This is a genomic window from Catellatospora sp. IY07-71, from assembly GCF_018326265.1.
Lineage (GTDB): Bacteria > Actinomycetota > Actinomycetes > Mycobacteriales > Micromonosporaceae > Catellatospora.
This window is the reverse complement of the sequence record NZ_AP023360.1, coordinates 7,193,272-7,210,153: the sequence shown is the minus strand read 5'-3', so window position 1 is coordinate 7,210,153 and position 16,882 is coordinate 7,193,272. Positions and strand designations below refer to the sequence as shown.

Sequence of the window (16,882 nt, the reverse complement as noted above, 5' to 3'; positions counted from 1 at the left end):
CGGCCGCCGACCGCTCACCGGGGGTCGGCGGGTGGTGCGGTCGGGTCCTCGTCGGGGGTGAGGTCGAGTTGCAGCCAGGTGACGTCGTGCCAGGCACCCAGCTTCCAGCCGACCTTGCGATAGGTCCCGACGTCGGAGAAGCCGAAGGCGCGGTGCAGTCCCATGCTGGCCTCGTTCGGCTGGGTCACGCCGCCCATCACCCGGCGGTACCCGCGGGCGGCGAGGATGGGCAGCAGCGCGGCGTACAGCGCCCGCCCGGCGCCGGTGCGGCGGCGTCCGGTGTGGAGGTAGATGCTGGCGTCGCAGGCCCATCGGTAGGCGGCCCGGGTCCGGTGCTCGGTGCCGTAGGCGTAGCCGACGACCGCGCCGTCCACCACCAGCACCAGCCAGGCGTGGCGCTCGTTGGCGGCCTCGATGCGGCGGGCCATCTCCGCGACGGTGGGCGCCTCGGTCTCGAACGTGATCGTGGTGTCGGTGACGTACGGCGCGTAGATCGCGGCGCAGGCGGCGGCGTCGTCCGCGGTCGCGCGGCGGATGATCCCATCCCCAATCATGCCTACTATAGTAGGCATGACATCTACTATAGTGTCAACGTGACCGAAGACCTCAGCAAGGCCCTGGCCTCGACCGTGCGCGCGGCCCGCGAAGAGCGGGGACTCACCCTCGCCGCCCTGGCCGACATCTCCGGGGTGTCCCGCGCGATGATCTCGAAGGTCGAGCACGGTGACGCACAGCCCACCGCGGCCCTGCTCGCCAGGCTGTCCGGCGCGCTCGGTCTCACCCTGTCGGAGCTGATCGCACGGGCCGAGGGCGGCGCCGTGCAGCTCGCCCGGCGCGACGACCAGCCGGTGTGGACCGACCCCGAGACCGGCTACGTCCGCCGCGCCGTGTCACCACCGGGGAGCACCGCCCTGGAACTGGTCGAGGTGGAGCTGCCGCCCGGAGCCGAGGTCGCCTACCCGGCGCAGACATACCGCTTCATCAACCAGCAGATCTGGATACTCTCCGGCCACCTGCGCTTCGTCGAGGGCGAGCAGGTCCACGAACTCGACGCCGGCGACTGCCTGCAGCTCGGCCCGCCGGCCGACTGCGTGTTCGTCAACCCGACCACAGCTCCGTGCCGCTACCTGGTCGTGCTCGACAAGCTCACCGGCCCCAGATGACGCGCCGGGGCCGGGAGGGCGCGCGCCCTCCCGGCCGTGCCCGTTGCCTGCTCAGCGCCGGTGAACACGCTGGACTCGAGCGCGCAGGCGGCGCTGCATCAGGTCCACCGCCTCGATCAGGGTCGGGGCCGCGGCCCGAACGTGCACATCGGCGCCGTTGACGTCCACGTCGACGCGCACGCAGGCCTCCGACGGCGCGGCTCCGCGGTCGTGGCTGAGCTTGATCCGCACCAGCAGCACCGGAGCCGGGGCGTGCCGCAGCACCACCTCGACCTTGCGCGCGGCGTAGGAGATCAGCTCGGCCGGCACCCGCCCGTACGTGCGTACCTGCACGGGATGGTCGGCGAGGACGGGACTGGTCATGGTGCACCTCCGATGGGTCGAACCACTGACACGCCCACATTCGCCGCGCGGAGCTGTGCCGCGGCAGGGTCTGGCGTCACGTGGCGAGGCGCCGAAAGTCCCGGCCCTTCCGAAGGGACTGCGGTGACCTGAGGTCGGGACCAAAGGCCCTGCTGCGGCGGTGCAACGCGCTCTGATGCTGGCGGTGGTGACATCGCAGGCGACAGAAGGGCTCAGCGGATGAGGCACGCCGATCTACCGGTCGTCATCCAGGGCGGGATGGGGGTCGGCGTGTCCAGCTGGCAGCTGGCCCGCACGGTCTCGGCCGCAGGCCAGCTCGGCGTGGTCTCCGGCGTGGCGCTGGACACGCTGCTCGCCCGGCGGCTGCAACTCGGCGACCCCGGCGGGCATCTGCGCCGGGCACTGGCCGCGTTTCCCGCGCCGCAGGTGGCCGAGCGGGTGCTGGACCGCTACTTCAGGCCCGAGGGTCTGCCGCCGGGCCGGCCGTTCCGGCCCGTTCCGCGGCTCAGCCTGCGACCGCGGCCGCAGGCCGTCGAGCTGACCGTGGCCGCGAACTTCGTCGAGGTCTTCCTGGCCAAGGAGGGACACGGCGGCGTGGTCGGCATCAACTACCTCGAGAAGATCCAGCTGGCCACACCCTCCTCGCTGTACGGGGCCATGCTGGCCGGTGTCGACTACGTGCTGATGGGCGCCGGGCTCCCCACGGAGATCCCCGGCCTGCTCGACGCCCTGGCCCGGCACCTGCCCGTGGAACTGCCGGTGGCCGTCGAGGGCGCCGACGCCGGTGAGCGGCACACGGTGCGGCTCGACCCACGCGAGCTGCTGCCTGCTCATCCGCCGCTGCGCCGGCCGCGTTTCCTGGCTGTCGTGTCGTCCGCGTCACTGGCCGGATACCTCGCACGCAGCGAACGGACCCGCCCGGACGGGTTCGTGGTGGAGAGCGCCACAGCGGGTGGGCACAGCGCCCGGCCCCGCGGGCGGATGGCCCTCGACGAAGCCGGCGAGCCCGTGTACGGCGAGCGTGACGCGCTGGACCTGGCCAAGGTGGCCGCGTGCGGTCTGCCGTTCTGGGTCGCCGGCGGTCAGGCCGGGCCTCGCCCGCTGGCGCTGGCACGGGCCGCCGGTGCGGTCGGCGTGCAGGTCGGGTCGGCGTTCGCCCTGTGCCGGGAATCCGGCATGACCGGTTCGCTGCGGCAACGGCTGCTGCAGGACGCGGCGGCGGGCGTGCTCGCCGTGCGCAACGATCCCGCCGCCTCGCCCACCGGGTTCCCGTTCAAGGTCGCCCAGCTGGCGGGCACCGTGGCGGACCCGCAGGTGTACGCCGCGCGGGCGCGCAGATGCGATCTCAGCTACCTGCGTACGCCGTACCGCAAGCCCGGCGGCGGCGTCGGCTTCCGCTGCCCGGCTGAGCCGGTCGACGACTTCGTCCGCAAGGGCGGTTCGGCCGAGCAGGCGGACGGCAGCCGGTGCCTGTGCAACGGCCTGACCGCGACGATCGGGCTCGGCCAGCGCGGGCCCGGCGACCACGTGGAGCCGCCGCTGGTCACGATCGGCCAGGAGCTCGAGTTCCTGGCCGGGTTGCGCCGGCGTGCCGGCGACGACTTCAGCGCCCTTGACGTGCTGCACCACCTGCTCACGCAGGAGTAGCCGGACCGCCCGGCGCAGCGACCGCGACAACGAAGACTGGTGGCAGTGATGAGAAAGTCCGTCGGCCTGTCCACATCGACCTCCCGGCCGGAGCCGCCCACCTGGCGGTGGGCCTGGCACGGCTGGGCGAACGCGCTGGTGCTGGGCTGGCTCGCGCTCACCGTCATCACCGCCACGGGAGCGACCACGGCCGAGCCGTGGCTGGCGGTGCACCTGTTCCTGCTGGGCGCGGTGACCACGGCGATCGTCGTGTGGAGCGAGCACTTCTCGGTGGCGCTGCTGCACGCGCAGGCACCCGACCGCCGCTGGTCCGCCGCGCGGCTCGCCTTGCTGACCACAGGCCAGGCCGCCGTCCTGGCGGGCGTCAGCTCCGACGTCACCGTGCTGCTGGCGGCCGGCGCGACCGTCGTCACCGCGGCGATCGCCGCGCACGCGTACGTGCTGCTGCGGATGCGGCTGCGCTCGCTGGGCGGGAGGCTGGCGCCGCTGGTCGACTACTACCTGCTCGCCTGTGCGGCGCTGCTGGCCGGGGCGCCGATGGGCGCCCTGCTGGGATCGGGCGTGGGTGGGGCAGCGTGGCACGAACGGCTGCACCTGGCCCACGCGCACCTGAACATCGGCGGCTGGGTGCTGCTCACGGTGGTCGGCACCCTGTTCATGCTCTGGCCGTCGGCAGTGGGCACCACCATCTCCGGTGTCACGCACGTCGCGGCCCGCTGGTGCCTGCGTGCCCTGGCCGCCGGGCTGGTGGTCGCCGTCGTCGGCATGCTGGCCGGAAGCCCGCTCATCACGGTCGTCGGGGTCGGCGGCTACGCCGTCGGCGTGCTCGTCGCCATGGTGCCGTTCGCGGCGACGCTGCTGCACCGGCGCCCGGTCAGCGGCGCCGCGTGGCTGCTGGGCGGCTCGATCGGGTGGCTGCTGGTCGCAGTGGTGGCCGACCTGGTTCTGATCGCCTCCGGGGCATCGGGTGACGGGCTCGCCCTGCTGGGCCCGATGCTGCTCGTCGGCGTGATCGGGCAGGTGCTGATCGGTTCGCTGACGTTCCTGCTGCCCGTCGTCATGGGGGGCGGCCCGGCCGCGGTCAGCCGCGCTCGGGAGCACCTGCACCGGGGCTGGGCGGTGCGGATCGGCACGCTGAACGCCGGTGTCGCCGGGCTGGCTCTGTCCCCGGCCGCCGGCTGGGCCGGGCCGGTGGGCCTGATCCTGGTGCTCGGCGTCGGAGCCGACTTCGTGCTGCGCGCCGGCTGGCTGATCGCACCCACGCTGGCCCGGCTGGGCGTGCGCGGGCGGATCACCGCCTTCGGCTCGGCGGCTGTGCTCACGGTGACCGCGATCGTGGTGGCCGTGGCCTTCGCCGGGCCGGTCCCGCTGGACGGCGCGGCCCACGAGCACGCCGCCGGCGGCGCTCATGCGGCCGGTCCGGCCGGGGCCCGTACGGTCGAGGTGGCGCTGAGCGGCATGCGGGCCACGCCGGCGGTGATCGAGGTCCCGGCCGGTACGCGGCTCGTCCTGTCCGTCACGAACACCGACAGCCAGCGGCACGACCTGCGGGTCGACGGCGGCCCCAGGACACCGCTGCTGCGCAAGGGCCAGCAGGCGAGTCTCGACGTCGGCGTCGTCGCCGCGGACGTGAAGGCATGGTGCGCCGTGCCCGGGCACCGCGCGGCCGGGATGGCGCTGACCATCAAGGTCGGCGGGGCTGCCGCCGCTGCGCAGGACCACAGCGGGCATACCACCGCGACGGGACCTGTCCCGGACCCCGGCGCGGCCTACAGCACCGGCTTCACCGCGCACGACGCCGTCCTGCCGCCGGCGCCCACCGGCAGGCTGCACCGCGTCGAACTGCCCGTGGTGGACAAGGAGATCGAGGTCGCGCCGGGCCTGCGGCAGCGGAGCTGGACCTTCGGCGGCTCGGTGCCGGGTCCGACACTGCGGGGCAGGGTCGGCGACGAATTCGAGATCACCCTGGTCAACCAGGGCACCCTGGGCCACAGCATCGACTTCCATGCCGGCGCGACCGCACCGGACGGCATGATGCGCACCATCGAACCCGGCGAGCGGCTGGTCTACCGGTTCGTGGCCGACAAGGCAGGCGCCTGGCTCTACCACTGCGGCACCATGCCGATGACCCAGCACATCAGCGCCGGCATGTTCGGGGCCGTCATCATCGACCCGCCCGACCTGGCCCCGGTCGACCGCGAGTACGTGGTCGTCGCCAGCGAGCTGTACCACGGTGAACCCGGCGGCGAGGCGGTCACCGCGGCGCTGCGGGCGGGTACCCCCGACGGCTGGGTCTTCAACGGCAGCGCCAACCAGTACGACAGCGCGCCCCTGCCCGCCAAGGTCGGTGAGCGGGTGCGGTTCTGGGTGGTGTCGGCCGGTCCGGGTTCCAGGACCGCCTTCCACGTGGTCGGCACACGGTTCGACACCGTCTACCGGGAGGGCGCCTACCTGCTGCGTCCCGGCGCGGGTGCGGCCCAGGTGCTCGACCTCGCTCCGGCCCAGGGCGGCTTCGTCGAGATGACCTTCGCGGAACCGGGCGGCTACCCCTTCGTCGACCACGACATGCGCCACGCCGAAGCCGGAGCCCACGGCGTCATCCGGGTCACCGCCTGACCGCCGGTAGCGGTACGCCGCCGGCCTCGGGCTACGCCGGGGCAGCGGTTCATCACGAGAGAGGAAGCCGACGTCGTGTGCAACTACTGCGGGTGCCGGGAGTTCCCGCTCATCGGCCGGCTCACCGCCGAACATGAGGCGATAGCCGAAGCCGCCGGGCGGCTGCGTGACGCGATCACCAAAGGCACCGGTGACCCCCAGGCGCTGCTGGACGCCCTGCTCGGGCTACTCAAGCCGCACACCGCCGCCGAGGAACAGGGCCTGTTCGCCGAACTGCGCGCCGAGGGCAGCCTGGCCGGGGCGGTGGAGCAGCTGTGCGCCGAGCACGACGACATCCACGGTGTCCTGAACACCGTGGACCGGTCCGGCCCGGACTGGCTGGCGGTGCTCGGGGCGCTGCAGCGGCTGCGCCGGCACATCGACAACGAGGAACACGGGCTGTTCCCGGCCGCCGTGATCGCGCTGCCGATCCCCGCGTGGGACCGGCTGGACCGGCGACCTGCGGGCAGCGGGGGCACGCCGGGGTGGCAGCGGTGAAGGCCGGTGGGCGTATCCGAGCCTGGTCGGGCACCGGCCTGCGGCTCCTGCTGGGAGCGGTGTTCCTCGTCGCGGGGGCGCTGAAGGTGACCGACCTGGCCGGTTCGGTGCGCGCCGTCGGCGCCTACCAGCTCATGCCTTACGAGGCAGCGGAGGCGGCCGGTGCGGTCCTGCCGTTCCTGGAGATCACGGTGGGCATCCTGCTCCTGGCGGGGCTGGCCACCAGGTTCGCCGCGGCCGTGTCCACGCTGCTGTTGACTGCATTCACCGCGGGCATCATCTCGGCCTGGGCACGCGGGCTGTCCATCGACTGCGGCTGTTTCGGCGGCGGGGGAGCGCTCGCCGCCGGCCAGAGCCCGCAGTACGGCTGGGAGCTGGCCCGAGACGGGTTGCTGCTGGCCGCGGCAGCGGTGCTGGTCGTCTGGCCACGGACGGCGGTGTCGGCCGATGGATGGCTTGCCCGGGCGGCTGCCGAGGCGGAGCCGACCGCGGCGCGCCCCGCGTCGGACGCCGAGACGGGCTAGTCTCACCGGCTTCGCAGACATGACCAGGGGTACGGCGCAGCGCCGTACCCCCTGGTCGTCACGACCCGGCTGGTGAAGCCACCGGCAGCCGTGAAGTGTGGCCGTCCTGATGCCGGTGCTGCTCGCCGCCGTCCGCCGAGAAGAGCGGCGTGCTGAGATACCGCTCGCCGGTGTCGGGCAGGATCACGACGATCGTGGCGCCGCGATGCTCGGCCCTACCGGCCACGGCCAGGGCCGCGTGCAGCGCGGCGCCACCCGAGATCCCGGCCAGCACTCCCTCGGTGTGGGCCAGCCGGCGCGCGGCGGCACGGGCCTGTTCGACGTCCACGCGAACGATCTCGTCGATGACGGCGGTGTCGAGCACGGCCGGCACGAAACCGGCGCCGATGCCCTGGATGCCGTGCGGGCCGGGCGGGCCGCCCGAGAGCACGGGCGACTCGGCGGGTTCGACCGCGATCACCCGGGTGGCCGGACGCCTCTCCTTGAGCAGCCGGCCCACGCCCGTGATGGTGCCGCCGGTGCCCACACCGGCCACCAGCACATCGACGTCTCCGTCGGTGTCGCGCCAGATCTCCCTGGCGGTGGTGCGGTAGTGCACCTCCGGGTTGGCCCGGTTGTCGAACTGGCGGGCCAGGAAGGCGCCCTCCCGCTCGGCGATCTCGCGCGCCCGGCGTACGGCACCTGCCATGCCCTCCCCGGCGGGGGTGAGGACCACCTCCGCGCCGTACGCGGCGAGCAGCGCGCGACGCTCCACGCTCATGCTCTCCGGCATGGTCAGCGTCAGCCGATACCCCAGCGCGGCCGCGGCCATGGCCAGGCCGATGCCGGTGTTCCCGCTGGTCGCCTCCACGATCCAGGCCCCGGGCGCCAGCTCGCCGGACTCTGCGGCGGCCTCGATCATGGCCAGCGCGATGCGGTCCTTGACGCTGCCGCCCGGGTTGGCCGATTCCAGTTTGGCCACCAGGCGGCCGGGGGTGTCACCGGCGAAGCGCCGCAGCCTCATCAGCGGGGTGCGGCCGATCATCTCGGTCACGTTCTGGTAGATCATCCAGTGCTCCTGTCGGTTCGCTGAGGTCCGGGAGAGCCGGCCCGGTGCCGGGCCGGGCGAGAACCGCGGCCGGCGCCCGCATCCGGGCTCCGGCCGGCACGTCGGCCAGCACCAGGCTGTGCGCGCCGATCCGGGCGTCGTCGCCCACGTGGATCGGCCCCAGCAGGGTGACGCCGACGCCGAGCACCACCCGGTCGCCGACGCTCGGATGGCGGCGGGCGGCCTTGCCGTCGACCCACCAGCCACGGCCGCCCAGCGTGACCCGGTGGTACATCGTGACGTCGTCGCCGACGCGGGCGGTCTCGCCGATGACGACGCCGTCACCGTGGTCTATGAACAGCCGCCGGCCGATGCGGGCGCCAGGATGGATCTCGACTCCGGTGGCCCAGCGGGCCAGCTGCGAGATCATCCTCGGGACCAGCGGGACGCGGCCGCGGTGCAGCAGGTGCGCCAGCCGGTGCGCCCACAGCGCCCACAGCCCCGGATACAGCAGCACCTCCGCCGTCCGGATGCCGTAGAGCGCCGGGTCGCGGCGGCACGCCGCGCGCACATCGTCGAACATGTCGATTCCTCCGCAGGTCCGGCCGGCTACGCCTGCTCGACCGCCGCGGCCAGGTTCTCGGCGGTGGGGTTGGCCAGCTTCCGGCCGCCGACGAACACCGTGGGGGTGCCGTTGACGCCGCGCCGGCTCATCCCGTCGGTGACATGGGTGACCCAGTCGGCGTATCGGCCCTCGCGCAGGCACGGGCCGAACGTGTGATCGGACAGGCCGGCGGTGGCCGCGAGCTCGACCAGCCGGTCGTCGGTGTGGCCGGGCCCGCCTTCGGCGGGCTGGTCGGCATAGAGGGCACTGGTGTACTGGACGAGCCGGCCGGCGTCGGCGGCGCAGCCTGCCCCCGCCGCGGACCGGGACGAGTAGTCGTTGGTGGAGTACCGGTCGAGGATGGCGACCGGGTGGTACACCATGGTGATGCGCCGCTCGGCGAGCAGCCGCTCGATGGTCGCGCCGGCCTGCTCCTCGAACTGCCGGCAGGCAGGGCACAGGTAGTCCAGGTACACCTCGACCGTCACCGGGCCGTCGCCCACGCGCACCCCCGCACGGTCGTCGGTGGCCGACGCCGGCACGGCGAAGCCCGCGACCGGTTGCTGCGAGCGGTACACGCCGTAGCCGACGATCCCCGCGACGAGCAGCGCCACGGCCGCCACGGCCGAGGTCACCGCCGTGCGCCGCCGCCGGCGCTCCAGCGCGAGCTGCTCACGGACCACCCGGGCGGCCTGCTTGCGCCCGACTCGCGTACTCATCAGTGGTTCTCCTCGCTGTCGTGGCCGTCCATCACGGCTCGCGGTGCGGACAAGTCGTCTGCGGGCGGATGAATCCCGGCCGGGCGATCGCCGGCGGCCAGCGCGAGCGCGAACGAGCCCGGCTGATAGGCGCAGGCCGGCTCCTCGGCGTACACGTCGCCGGTGGTCGCGTAGGCGCGGGCGCGGGAGCCGCCGCAGACCGTGCGGAACTCGCAGCGGCCGCAGCGGCCGCCGAGCTGGTCGACGTCGCGCAGTGCCCGGAACAGCACCGAGCCGCGATAGACGTCGGCCAGGCGCTCGTGCCGGACGTTGCCCGCGCCCAGCGGGAGGAATCCGCTGGGGTGCACGTCCCCGCGGTGGGACACGAACACGAAGCCGTTGCCGGCGCTGACGCGCAGCGGAGGACGGCGGGCCCGGCGTGGGCGCCCGCTCAGGCCACGCTCGTCGAAACCGGCGCGCAGCCGGTCGTACAGGGGGCCGAGGCCCAGCACGCGCCGGGGGTCGAGCCCGCGCGCCTCCAGCGCGGCCCGCTGCAGGCAGACCCGGCGGAAGTGGTGCGCCTCGGTCGTCTTCACGGGCACGTGCTCGCCCAGGTCGTACAGCGCGTGCAGCACGTCCTCGGTCTGCGCGGCATCGAGCCCGGACAGCGCGCGGCCCCGGCCGGTGGGCACCAGGAAGAAGACGCTCCACAGCATGGCGCCGTAGTCGCGGACGCGGGCGGCGATCCCGGCCAGGTCCAGCACGGTGTCGCGGGTGACGGTGGTGTTGATCTGGACCTTGAGCCCGGCGTCGAGCGCGGCGTGCCAGGCGTCGACCGTCCAGCGGTGCACACCCGCCACGCCGCGGAACCCGTCGTGCGCGCCGGCGTCCGCCGCGTCGAGGCTCAGCGAGATCGCACGGGCTCCGGCGTCGCGCAGCCGCCCGATCGCCTCGCGGGTCAGCGTCGGCGTGCCCGAGGGCGACACCGACACCGCCAGGCCCAGGTCGGTGCCCTGCCGCACGAGGTCGTACAGGTCCGGGCGCTGGAACGGGTCGCCGCCCGTGATGACGAACAGCGGCGCGGGGCGGCCGAACGCGGCCACCTGAGCCATGAGATCCACGGCCTCGCCGGTGGTGAGCTCACCGGGATCACGTGCCGGGCGGGCGGTGGCGCGGCAGTGGCGGCAGGCCAGCGGGCACGCCTGAGTCGCCTCCCAGATGACGATGAACGGCCGCTCGGCGACGTCCTGGCGGGGCGCTCGCAGGCCGGGCCGCGCAGCGCTGCCGCCGGTCATGCGGGTCCACCGTGCGCACCCGCCCGCCGGCCCGTCCGCTGCGCGCGGCGGCCGTCGGTGAGCGTCTCGTGGTAGCACATGGCCCAGCCCCTCTCTGGCTCGATGTGAGCGATCCTGGGGCCGTACAGCGACCTGTGGCAGGGCCGATACTCACCGCCGGACGGGACCAAGGTCCCCCGCGAAAATGCGTTGTGCGGCAGCGCCCCTGGTCGGGGACGGAGTGGAATCCGGTCGGCTCAGGACAGTGCGGCGGCGGCCAGCACCAGGGCGCTGGCCGCGATCTCGGCGAGACCGACCTGCTTGGGCGTGAGCCGGTGCCGGGGCAGTGCCCAGGCGCGGGCGAGCAGCACGGCGAACACCGCGGCCGCGACCGGGCCCAGCGCGGCCGCGGCGATCAGCGCCGAGGCGTGGAAGCCGACTGAGGCGCGCAGGTACGCCACGCTGCCCCGCTCGCGGATCATCGTCTTCACGTAGAGCACCGTGCCGGTGAAGTAGAGCAGCACGATGACGAACGGCGCGAGCACCCGGCCGGGCGGCACCTGGGCCACGGCCGCGACGACGAACACCATCAGGCAGCTCTGCGCCACCGAGGCGAGATCGTTGAGCAGCGCCCGTTCCCGGCGGCGGCGGGCGTACCAGACGTTGACCCCGAGCAGCGCCGCGTACGCGGGTGCGAAGAGCAGCACAGCCGGTCGCAGGACCACCACCGGCGCGGCGAGCACGGCGGTGATTGGCCCGTACAGCGCCAGCTGCGGGCCGAACCTGCGTAGCCGGCCGGTCTTGACCGCCTGCAGGGCGAAGTAGGACAGCAGGTAACCGGACACCCAGGCGCCGAGCAGCGGCAGGTCCAGCCAGCGGAAGCCCGCCACGAGCAGCCCGGCCAGGTACGGCACGAGCAGCATCGCCCAGGCGCCGTGTTGCGGCGGCACGAACCGCCGCGCGCTGCCGGACCGCCGGACGCGCCCCGGCGGCCGGTCGAGGGGAGCGGCCACGGTCATCGGATGCCTCCGTGGATATTCCGGCCTTCAGGCCGGAGAGGAAACGGAACGCCTGGGGAGCAGGGCAGGAGAAGCCGGTTCGCCGTCAAGGCGAATCCGGCACCCGCCGGTGTCGCGGAAGTGAACAGGTGTGCTAATTTGTTGCAGCCTGGCCGGCGAAAACCAAGTCGGCCGGGCCTACCGCCGGGCTGGCGGGAAGTCAGGTCTGTGGAGCCTGTGTAAGACCGATGGGCGGTACACCGCTCCTTGCTGGTAACCCAGGTCGGCAACGGGCTGCGAAGCAGAAAGTTCGAACCGCGAGGGTCGAATCCCCCTGCTCCAGCTGGGGAGATGTCAACGCGCGCTCACCTCGATGACGCCGCGGGCGCCGCGTTCGGCGTCGACCATGGCGTGGCTGACGAACGGGTAGTGCCCGGCCTCCGGCAGCACCGTCTCCACGAACCCGCCCCCGGCCGGGTGCAGCTGCAGCACCTGCGCCCCGCCCGGGTCGGCCGGGCGCAGCAGCCAGCGGCCCTCGGCGTAGACGGTGTCGAACATGCCGCCGACGACGTGGAACGACGAGCTGCGGCTGGGTCCGGCGTCGAGCACCCAGAAACGCACCCGCTCCCCGGCGCGGGCGGTGAGCGCGTGGTGGGCGTACTGGGTGGCATGGCCGTTGAACACCACCGCATCGGGGCGTTCGGCCTGCATCTTGGCCAGGTCGCCGGGCTCGTCCGGAGGGCCGAGGTAGAGCTCGGACTGCACCAGGACGTACTCCCGGTCCACCGGGGCCAGGCCGGGCGGGTCGATGATGACGGCGCCGTACATGCCGTTGCCGATGTGCAGCAGCATCGGCATCGTCGAGCAGTGGTACATCCAGATGCCGGCCTTGGTGGCGGTGAACCGGTAGGTCAGCCGCTCGCCGGGTTCGATCGGCCGCATCGGGCCGTCCGGGGCGAGGGCTCCGGCGTGGAAGTCGACGCCGTGGTCGACGCTGCCGTCGTTGCTCAGCGTGATCTCGAAGGTGTCACCGACCCGGCCCCGCAGCACCGGCCCGGGCGCGGTCCCGTTGAACGTCCACAACTGCTGCCGTACGCCGGGCGCGACCTCGCGCTGCACCTCCTGCACCCGCAGGTCCAGCCGGTGCACCCGCCCGGTCGGCGGCACGGGCGCCGTGGCGTCGTGCGCCTGGAATCCGGGCCCGGGCGCGGCCATGAAGTCGATCTGCGCCGCCTGCGTGCCAGCGGCGGGGGAGGGGGCCGCGTGTCCACCGGGGTGGGTGCCGGTGCTGATGGACAGCGTCATCCCGGCCTGCCGGTGTCCGGGCAGCGAGCACCAGCCGGACACCGGCCCGGAGATCACGCCGGCGTCGAAGCGGACCGTGTCGCCCGCGCCGACCGCGCCGCTCTTGGCGCCGGTGGCCAGGACGAGGTCGTGGCGGCGGGTGTCGTGGTTGCTCAGTTCGATGATCAGCCGATCGCCGGCCGGGACGGTGATCTGCGAAGGCTGGAAGCGCATGCCCTCGGTGGTCACGGACACCGTGGTCGTGTGCCCGGTCGGCGCGGCCGTGGCGGCGGCCGCGGGCACCGGGCTCGAAGAGCCGCCGCTCGCACGTTCGGCGACCACGCCGACGAGCACGGCGAGCAGGACCAGCGCGATCCCGGCCGCGAACCCGCCGAGCGGCCGCGGCGCAGCCGGTCCGGTCGGGGCGGCCGGTGGGGCGGCAGGGGGCGATCCGGGTTTCGCGGCACCGGTTGCGGGGACGGACACGGGCTACCTCCGGGCGGACAGCAGTACGCGGACCGTGGGCCACAGGAACTGCAGCAACGCGGCCAGCAGGAGCAGGGACGTGGTGATCCGGACATAAGCGCCCACCGGCAGCAGGAACACCAGCAGCGCGGCATTGGCCATGGCCACCCGCTGCGCCGCGTGCCGCTCCAGCAGCGCCGTGCGCCTGCGGACCGCGGCCGGGCCGCCGCCCAGCGCCATCGGCAGCAGGTAGGACAACGCGCCGAGCAGGATCTGCGCGACCGAGCCGACCAGCAGCGGGGTCAGCACATCGCCGAAGCGTCCGGCGGCCTCGGGCGCGCCGGGCGAGACCAGCACGGCGTACGCGTCGACGCCGAGCGCCACCAGCAGCCACCCGGCGGCAGCCGCGATCGACCAGGCGGCGAACGACGCGGGCGGCCGGCGCCGGGCCGCCCGCACCGCCGGTACGGCGGTGATCACGATGGCGGCGGCGAAGACGGCGAGCCCGGCGACGGTGACGGTCGGCCACCAGGTCAGCAGCCCGGTGGCCGACAACGCCAGACCGGCGAGCGCCAGGGGCAGCGCCGTGCGGGCCGCGGCGACCGCGCCGTCGTCCATCCGGGTGCGCAGCACCGTCGGCCAGAGCGTCGGCAACGTGCCGAGGATGGTCAGCACGATCCAGCCGAGCAGGTTGACGTGGGCGTGGAAGAGCAGCAGCCGGGGGCGGCCCGCGTCGTCCACGACGAGCATCCACACGCCGACCGGGATGCCGACCAGCAGCGCCGCCGCGGCGGACAGGTAATAGCGCACGGTGATCGCGAAGCGGGCGGGCAGCGCGGCGCGCGCCCACGTGGCCAGCCGGAACAGGTGCGCGGCGATGGCGGCGAACACCGCCGCCGCTCCGGCCACGCCGAGCCAGGGCCGGTCGCCCCCGCCGCCGGTGAGCACTGCGGCCACGCCGATGTTCAGCAGCACCAGCCGGGCCGCCTCGCCCCGGCGATGAGCGGGGGCGGGAACCCGGAGCACGGCGGCGGCGAAGTGGGCGCTCCACACCACGATCGCGTTGCCGGCCGCGCCGAGCAGCAGCAGGTGGATGGCGAGCCAGCGCCAGCCCGGCAGGAACGGGTGGGTGAACCCGATCGCGACGAGCGCGGCGAGGTAGGCCACCGGCAGCAGGCCGGCGCGGCGGTGCCAGCCGGCACGGCCGGTGGTGCGCGCCCGCGGCCTGCCGACCTCGGCAGGCGGCGTCGGCAGGGGCAGGCGGGCCGGCAGCTCGGGCGCGACTGGTTCGGTGCCCTGCAGCCGGGGTTCGCCGGTCATGACGGCACCGGCGCGGCGGGAGACGCGGTCCGCTGCGGGAGGGAGCGGCGCCCGCGGGTGAGCGACAGGGTGACCGCGCAGGCGGCGAAGGCGAGCACCGCGACGACGTTCCCGACGCCCGCCCAGCGCCACACGACTTCCAGCCCGGCGGCGTCACCCAGTCCGATCCGGACCAGCAGGGACCCGTGCAGCAGCGCGAGCGGCGCATACAGCACCGGGTGGTACGGCAGCGGCCGGCGCAGCACCGCGGGCAGGATCACCGGCGCGTGCACGAAGATCATGGAGACGGTGAAGCCGAGGAAGACCCCGTGCAGCACGGCGTCGTAGCGGGCGCCGCCGCCGGCCGGTCCGCCGCCGGCCCAGAGCAGGCCGGACAGGGCCAGCCAGCCGTACCCGGCGAGCAGCCCGGCGGCGATGTAGCGGGGCAGCCGGGCGCCGCGGATGGTGCGCCGGGCGACGTCGTGCACGGCCAGCCAGGCGGTCATCGCCAGCAGCGCGAGCCCGAAGAGCCGGGTGCCCGCCTCGGGCCACCCGGTCGCCGCGGCGGCGGTCGTGGCCAGGCCCGTCAGCGCGGCCAGGAACCACCGCTCGGCGTGCGGTGCGGTGAGCCCGACGTGGGCCAGTTCAAGGCGCTCACCGGCGATGGTGGCGACGACGAAGACCGTCATCCAGCCGACCGTGTCGGCGACCGGGAAGCCGGCCAGCGACAGCAGCGCGGCGGCGTACCACGCGAAGGCGCCGACGCCCTGCGCCAGCAGCGCCACGGACTGCTGCCGGGCCCACAGCGCACGGTAGACGCCGAGCAGGACCACCGAGGCGAGCATCAGCAGGAACGTCCCCGGCCAGCCCGGCCCGGCCGCCAGGAGCACCAGCCCGCCCGCGCCGGAGCAGGCCGGTGCCAGCAGTGCCCACGGGCGGCCGAGGGCCACCGCGCGCTCCAGCGCGATCAGGGTGCCGACGACGCCGAACACCATGACCGGCCCATGCACCGTCTCCACGGCGACCGGGGGTGCCGGCACCGGCGTGCCGAGCAGCAGCAGCGCCGCGTACAGGCCGCCGACCAGGCACAGCCCCGCCGCGGCCAGCGCGGGCAGCCGCCGGCCGACAGCCGGCCGGGCGGTCACGGCGCGTCCGGTGCCCGCCGCGCGAGCACCGGCAGGTGCACCACGCAGGCGCCCGGCGCGCCGAACGGCTCCAGCACCGTGCCCTCGCCCGGCACGCCCTGGCTCTCCAGGACACCCCGCACCACCCCGGCATGCAGACCGCACATCGCGTCCGGGTTCTGCCCCACCAGCTCCAGGAACGGGCAGGTGTGCAGGTGCACCTCCACCGAAGCGGCCTTCGGGCCGGCAGGCTGGCGGCGCGGGCTGAAGCCGAGGCCGTCCAGCACCGCGGTCACCGTGTCGACGGGGTCGTCCTGCGGCGCGACGCCGCGCGCGAGCTGCCTGCCCCAGTCCTGGCCGACCTGGGCCGCGGCCGGGCGGACGTCGCCGTCGCCGCGGGGCAGGTGCTGCAGCAGCGCGGCCGCCAGCGACCGGTACGGCGCCGGGGCCGGGTCGGCGGCGGTCGCCCGGTAGCGCCAGGCGGGACGGCCGGGCAGGCCGCCGCTGGCCCGCGCCCGGACCAGCAGCCCCGCCTCGACCAGCCGGTCCAGGTGGGCCCGGATCGTCGACGGGTGCTGGCCGGTGTCGGCCGCCACCTCTGCCGCGGTCAGCCCCCGCCGGCGGCACGCACCAGGCGCAGGATCGCCGCCCGGCTGTCGGAGCCCAGCGCCCGGTGCTGCGGAGTGTCGATCGTCTCGCCGATCGGGCCTTTGCCGAAGGTTTCCACGGTGTTAGACGTTATAACGTCAGATGACGTCAAAACCATGATGACGTCAAAACCATGAGGAGGGTCTCATGTCACAACCCGATCAAGCGGCCGCGGCCGCACAGCCCGGCGGCTGCGGCGGCGGCGGCTGCGGCTGCGGCGGGGACGCCCCCGGCAGCGCGGACGCCTCGGCGCCGGTGCTGAGCCTCGACCCGCGGATCGACGTCCGCGAGGTGCCGCACGGCCAGCGGCACGCTCGGGTGCTGGCGGCGCTGGACGCCCTGCCCGGCGCGGCCGGGCTCGTGCTGGTCGCCCCGCACGCGCCGCTGCCGCTGCTGGCGGAGATCGAACAGCGCTACGCGGGCCGGTTCGCGACGCAGTGGCTGCAGGAGGGACCGGACGTCTGGCAGTTGCGCCTGAGCCGCACCCCAGCCGCCTGATCGGCCCGCCCCGGCCCCGGCCTCGCCCACCGAGGCCGGGGCCGCACGCTGCCCACCGGGCCGCAGCTATCCGGCGGAGGTATGGACTTTGGTCCCGCCGCACTCGGGACCGC

The 16,882-nt window shown here is 74.5% G+C and carries 16 protein-coding genes and 1 pseudogene; 6 read left to right on the top strand and 11 right to left on the bottom strand.

Annotated features, from left to right (window positions below; genetic code table 11):
* Positions 1–14 precede the first annotated feature (14 nt).
* Complete coding sequence (locus CS0771_RS32155) at positions 15–554, bottom strand: arsinothricin resistance N-acetyltransferase ArsN1 family B (RefSeq protein WP_212844504.1); 540 nt, start codon at positions 552–554, stop codon at positions 15–17.
* Positions 555–593: 39 nt separating this feature from the next.
* On the opposite strand from CS0771_RS32155, the gene CS0771_RS32150 reads away from it, so the two are divergent.
* The gene (locus CS0771_RS32150) at positions 594–1,163 is read left to right on the top strand and encodes an XRE family transcriptional regulator (protein WP_212844503.1); all 570 of its coding nucleotides are present in this window, start codon (positions 594–596) and stop codon (positions 1,161–1,163) included.
* 51 nt (positions 1,164–1,214) lie between these two features.
* Here CS0771_RS32150 and CS0771_RS32145 read toward each other — a convergent pair whose 3' ends face one another.
* Positions 1,215–1,526: an HPF/RaiA family ribosome-associated protein gene (locus tag CS0771_RS32145; protein WP_212844502.1), complete on the bottom strand. Its 312-nt coding sequence runs from the start codon at positions 1,524–1,526 to the stop codon at positions 1,215–1,217.
* 219 nt (positions 1,527–1,745) lie between these two features.
* Between CS0771_RS32145 and CS0771_RS32140 the strand changes: the two genes are divergently transcribed.
* From CS0771_RS32140 to CS0771_RS32125, 4 genes are all read left to right on the top strand, one after another.
* Complete coding sequence (locus CS0771_RS32140; protein ID WP_212844501.1) at positions 1,746–3,173, top strand: nitronate monooxygenase; 1,428 nt, start codon at positions 1,746–1,748, stop codon at positions 3,171–3,173.
* Between the two features lie 48 nt (positions 3,174–3,221).
* Positions 3,222–5,789, top strand: a complete 2,568-nt coding sequence (locus CS0771_RS39125; protein WP_244871154.1) for a multicopper oxidase domain-containing protein — start codon at positions 3,222–3,224, stop codon at positions 5,787–5,789.
* Positions 5,790–5,864: 75 nt separating this feature from the next.
* Positions 5,865–6,326, top strand: a complete 462-nt coding sequence (locus CS0771_RS32130) for a hemerythrin domain-containing protein (protein ID WP_212844500.1) — start codon at positions 5,865–5,867, stop codon at positions 6,324–6,326.
* The gene (locus CS0771_RS32125; protein ID WP_244871153.1) at positions 6,323–6,850 is read left to right on the top strand and encodes a DoxX family protein; all 528 of its coding nucleotides are present in this window, start codon (positions 6,323–6,325) and stop codon (positions 6,848–6,850) included. The genes CS0771_RS32130 and CS0771_RS32125 overlap by 4 nt, the downstream gene beginning before the upstream one ends.
* Before the next feature lie 58 nt (positions 6,851–6,908).
* Here CS0771_RS32125 and cysK read toward each other — a convergent pair whose 3' ends face one another.
* From cysK to CS0771_RS32080, 9 genes and pseudogenes are all read right to left on the bottom strand, one after another.
* The gene (cysK, locus tag CS0771_RS32120) at positions 6,909–7,898 is read right to left on the bottom strand and encodes a cysteine synthase A (protein ID WP_212844498.1); all 990 of its coding nucleotides are present in this window, start codon (positions 7,896–7,898) and stop codon (positions 6,909–6,911) included.
* Positions 7,828–8,460 (bottom strand): serine O-acetyltransferase EpsC, encoded by a 633-nt coding sequence (gene epsC, locus CS0771_RS32115; protein ID WP_212844497.1) that lies wholly within the window; start codon positions 8,458–8,460, stop codon positions 7,828–7,830. Before epsC ends, cysK begins: the two co-directional genes overlap by 71 nt.
* A 26-nt stretch (positions 8,461–8,486) precedes the next feature.
* Positions 8,487–9,200 (bottom strand): thioredoxin domain-containing protein, encoded by a 714-nt coding sequence (locus tag CS0771_RS32110; RefSeq protein WP_212844496.1) that lies wholly within the window; start codon positions 9,198–9,200, stop codon positions 8,487–8,489.
* Positions 9,200–10,444, bottom strand: coding sequence for a TIGR04053 family radical SAM/SPASM domain-containing protein (locus tag CS0771_RS32105; RefSeq protein ID WP_212846157.1), 1,245 nt, complete (start codon positions 10,442–10,444; stop codon positions 9,200–9,202). The genes CS0771_RS32110 and CS0771_RS32105 overlap by 1 nt, the downstream gene beginning before the upstream one ends.
* Positions 10,445–10,710: 266 nt before the next feature.
* Entirely contained in the window at positions 10,711–11,472 is a 762-nt protein-coding gene (locus CS0771_RS32100) for a YwiC-like family protein (protein WP_212844495.1), read from the bottom strand.
* Positions 11,473–11,805: 333 nt separating this feature from the next.
* The gene (locus tag CS0771_RS32095; RefSeq protein WP_212844494.1) at positions 11,806–13,221 is read right to left on the bottom strand and encodes a multicopper oxidase domain-containing protein; all 1,416 of its coding nucleotides are present in this window, start codon (positions 13,219–13,221) and stop codon (positions 11,806–11,808) included.
* Between the two features lie 3 nt (positions 13,222–13,224).
* Entirely contained in the window at positions 13,225–14,520 is a 1,296-nt protein-coding gene (locus CS0771_RS32090; protein WP_244871152.1) for a hypothetical protein, read from the bottom strand.
* A complete protein-coding gene (locus CS0771_RS32085) occupies positions 14,517–15,644 on the bottom strand; it encodes a hypothetical protein (RefSeq protein WP_212844493.1) in 1,128 nt (375 codons plus the stop codon). Before CS0771_RS32085 ends, CS0771_RS32090 begins: the two co-directional genes overlap by 4 nt.
* Positions 15,641–16,389: pseudogene (locus tag CS0771_RS32080) on the bottom strand (helix-turn-helix transcriptional regulator). Before CS0771_RS32080 ends, CS0771_RS32085 begins: the two are co-directional and overlap by 4 nt.
* 29 nt (positions 16,390–16,418) lie before the next feature.
* Here CS0771_RS32080 and CS0771_RS32075 point away from each other — a divergent pair.
* A complete protein-coding gene (locus tag CS0771_RS32075) occupies positions 16,419–16,769 on the top strand; it encodes a DUF2249 domain-containing protein (protein ID WP_212844492.1) in 351 nt (116 codons plus the stop codon).
* Positions 16,770–16,882: the final 113 nt, after the last annotated feature.

Excerpts from the sequence above, each read along its gene's own strand:
- CS0771_RS39125 (WP_244871154.1), top strand. The coding sequence starts at position 3,222 with ATGAGAAAGTCCGTCGGCCTGTCCACATCGACCTCCCGGCCGGAGCCG.
- CS0771_RS32110 (WP_212844496.1), bottom strand. The coding sequence starts at position 9,200 with ATGAGTACGCGAGTCGGGCGCAAGCAGGCCGCCCGGGTGGTCCGTGAG.
- CS0771_RS32140 (WP_212844501.1), top strand. The coding sequence starts at position 1,746 with ATGAGGCACGCCGATCTACCGGTCGTCATCCAGGGCGGGATGGGGGTC.
- CS0771_RS32075 (WP_212844492.1), top strand. The coding sequence starts at position 16,419 with ATGTCACAACCCGATCAAGCGGCCGCGGCCGCACAGCCCGGCGGCTGC.
- CS0771_RS32155 (WP_212844504.1), bottom strand. The coding sequence starts at position 554 with ATGATTGGGGATGGGATCATCCGCCGCGCGACCGCGGACGACGCCGCC.
- CS0771_RS32100 (WP_212844495.1), bottom strand. The coding sequence starts at position 11,472 with ATGACCGTGGCCGCTCCCCTCGACCGGCCGCCGGGGCGCGTCCGGCGG.
- cysK (WP_212844498.1), bottom strand. The coding sequence starts at position 7,898 with ATGATCTACCAGAACGTGACCGAGATGATCGGCCGCACCCCGCTGATG.
- epsC (WP_212844497.1), bottom strand. The coding sequence starts at position 8,460 with ATGTTCGACGATGTGCGCGCGGCGTGCCGCCGCGACCCGGCGCTCTAC.
- CS0771_RS32090 (WP_244871152.1), bottom strand. The coding sequence starts at position 14,520 with ATGACCGGCGAACCCCGGCTGCAGGGCACCGAACCAGTCGCGCCCGAG.
- CS0771_RS32145 (WP_212844502.1), bottom strand. The coding sequence starts at position 1,526 with ATGACCAGTCCCGTCCTCGCCGACCATCCCGTGCAGGTACGCACGTAC.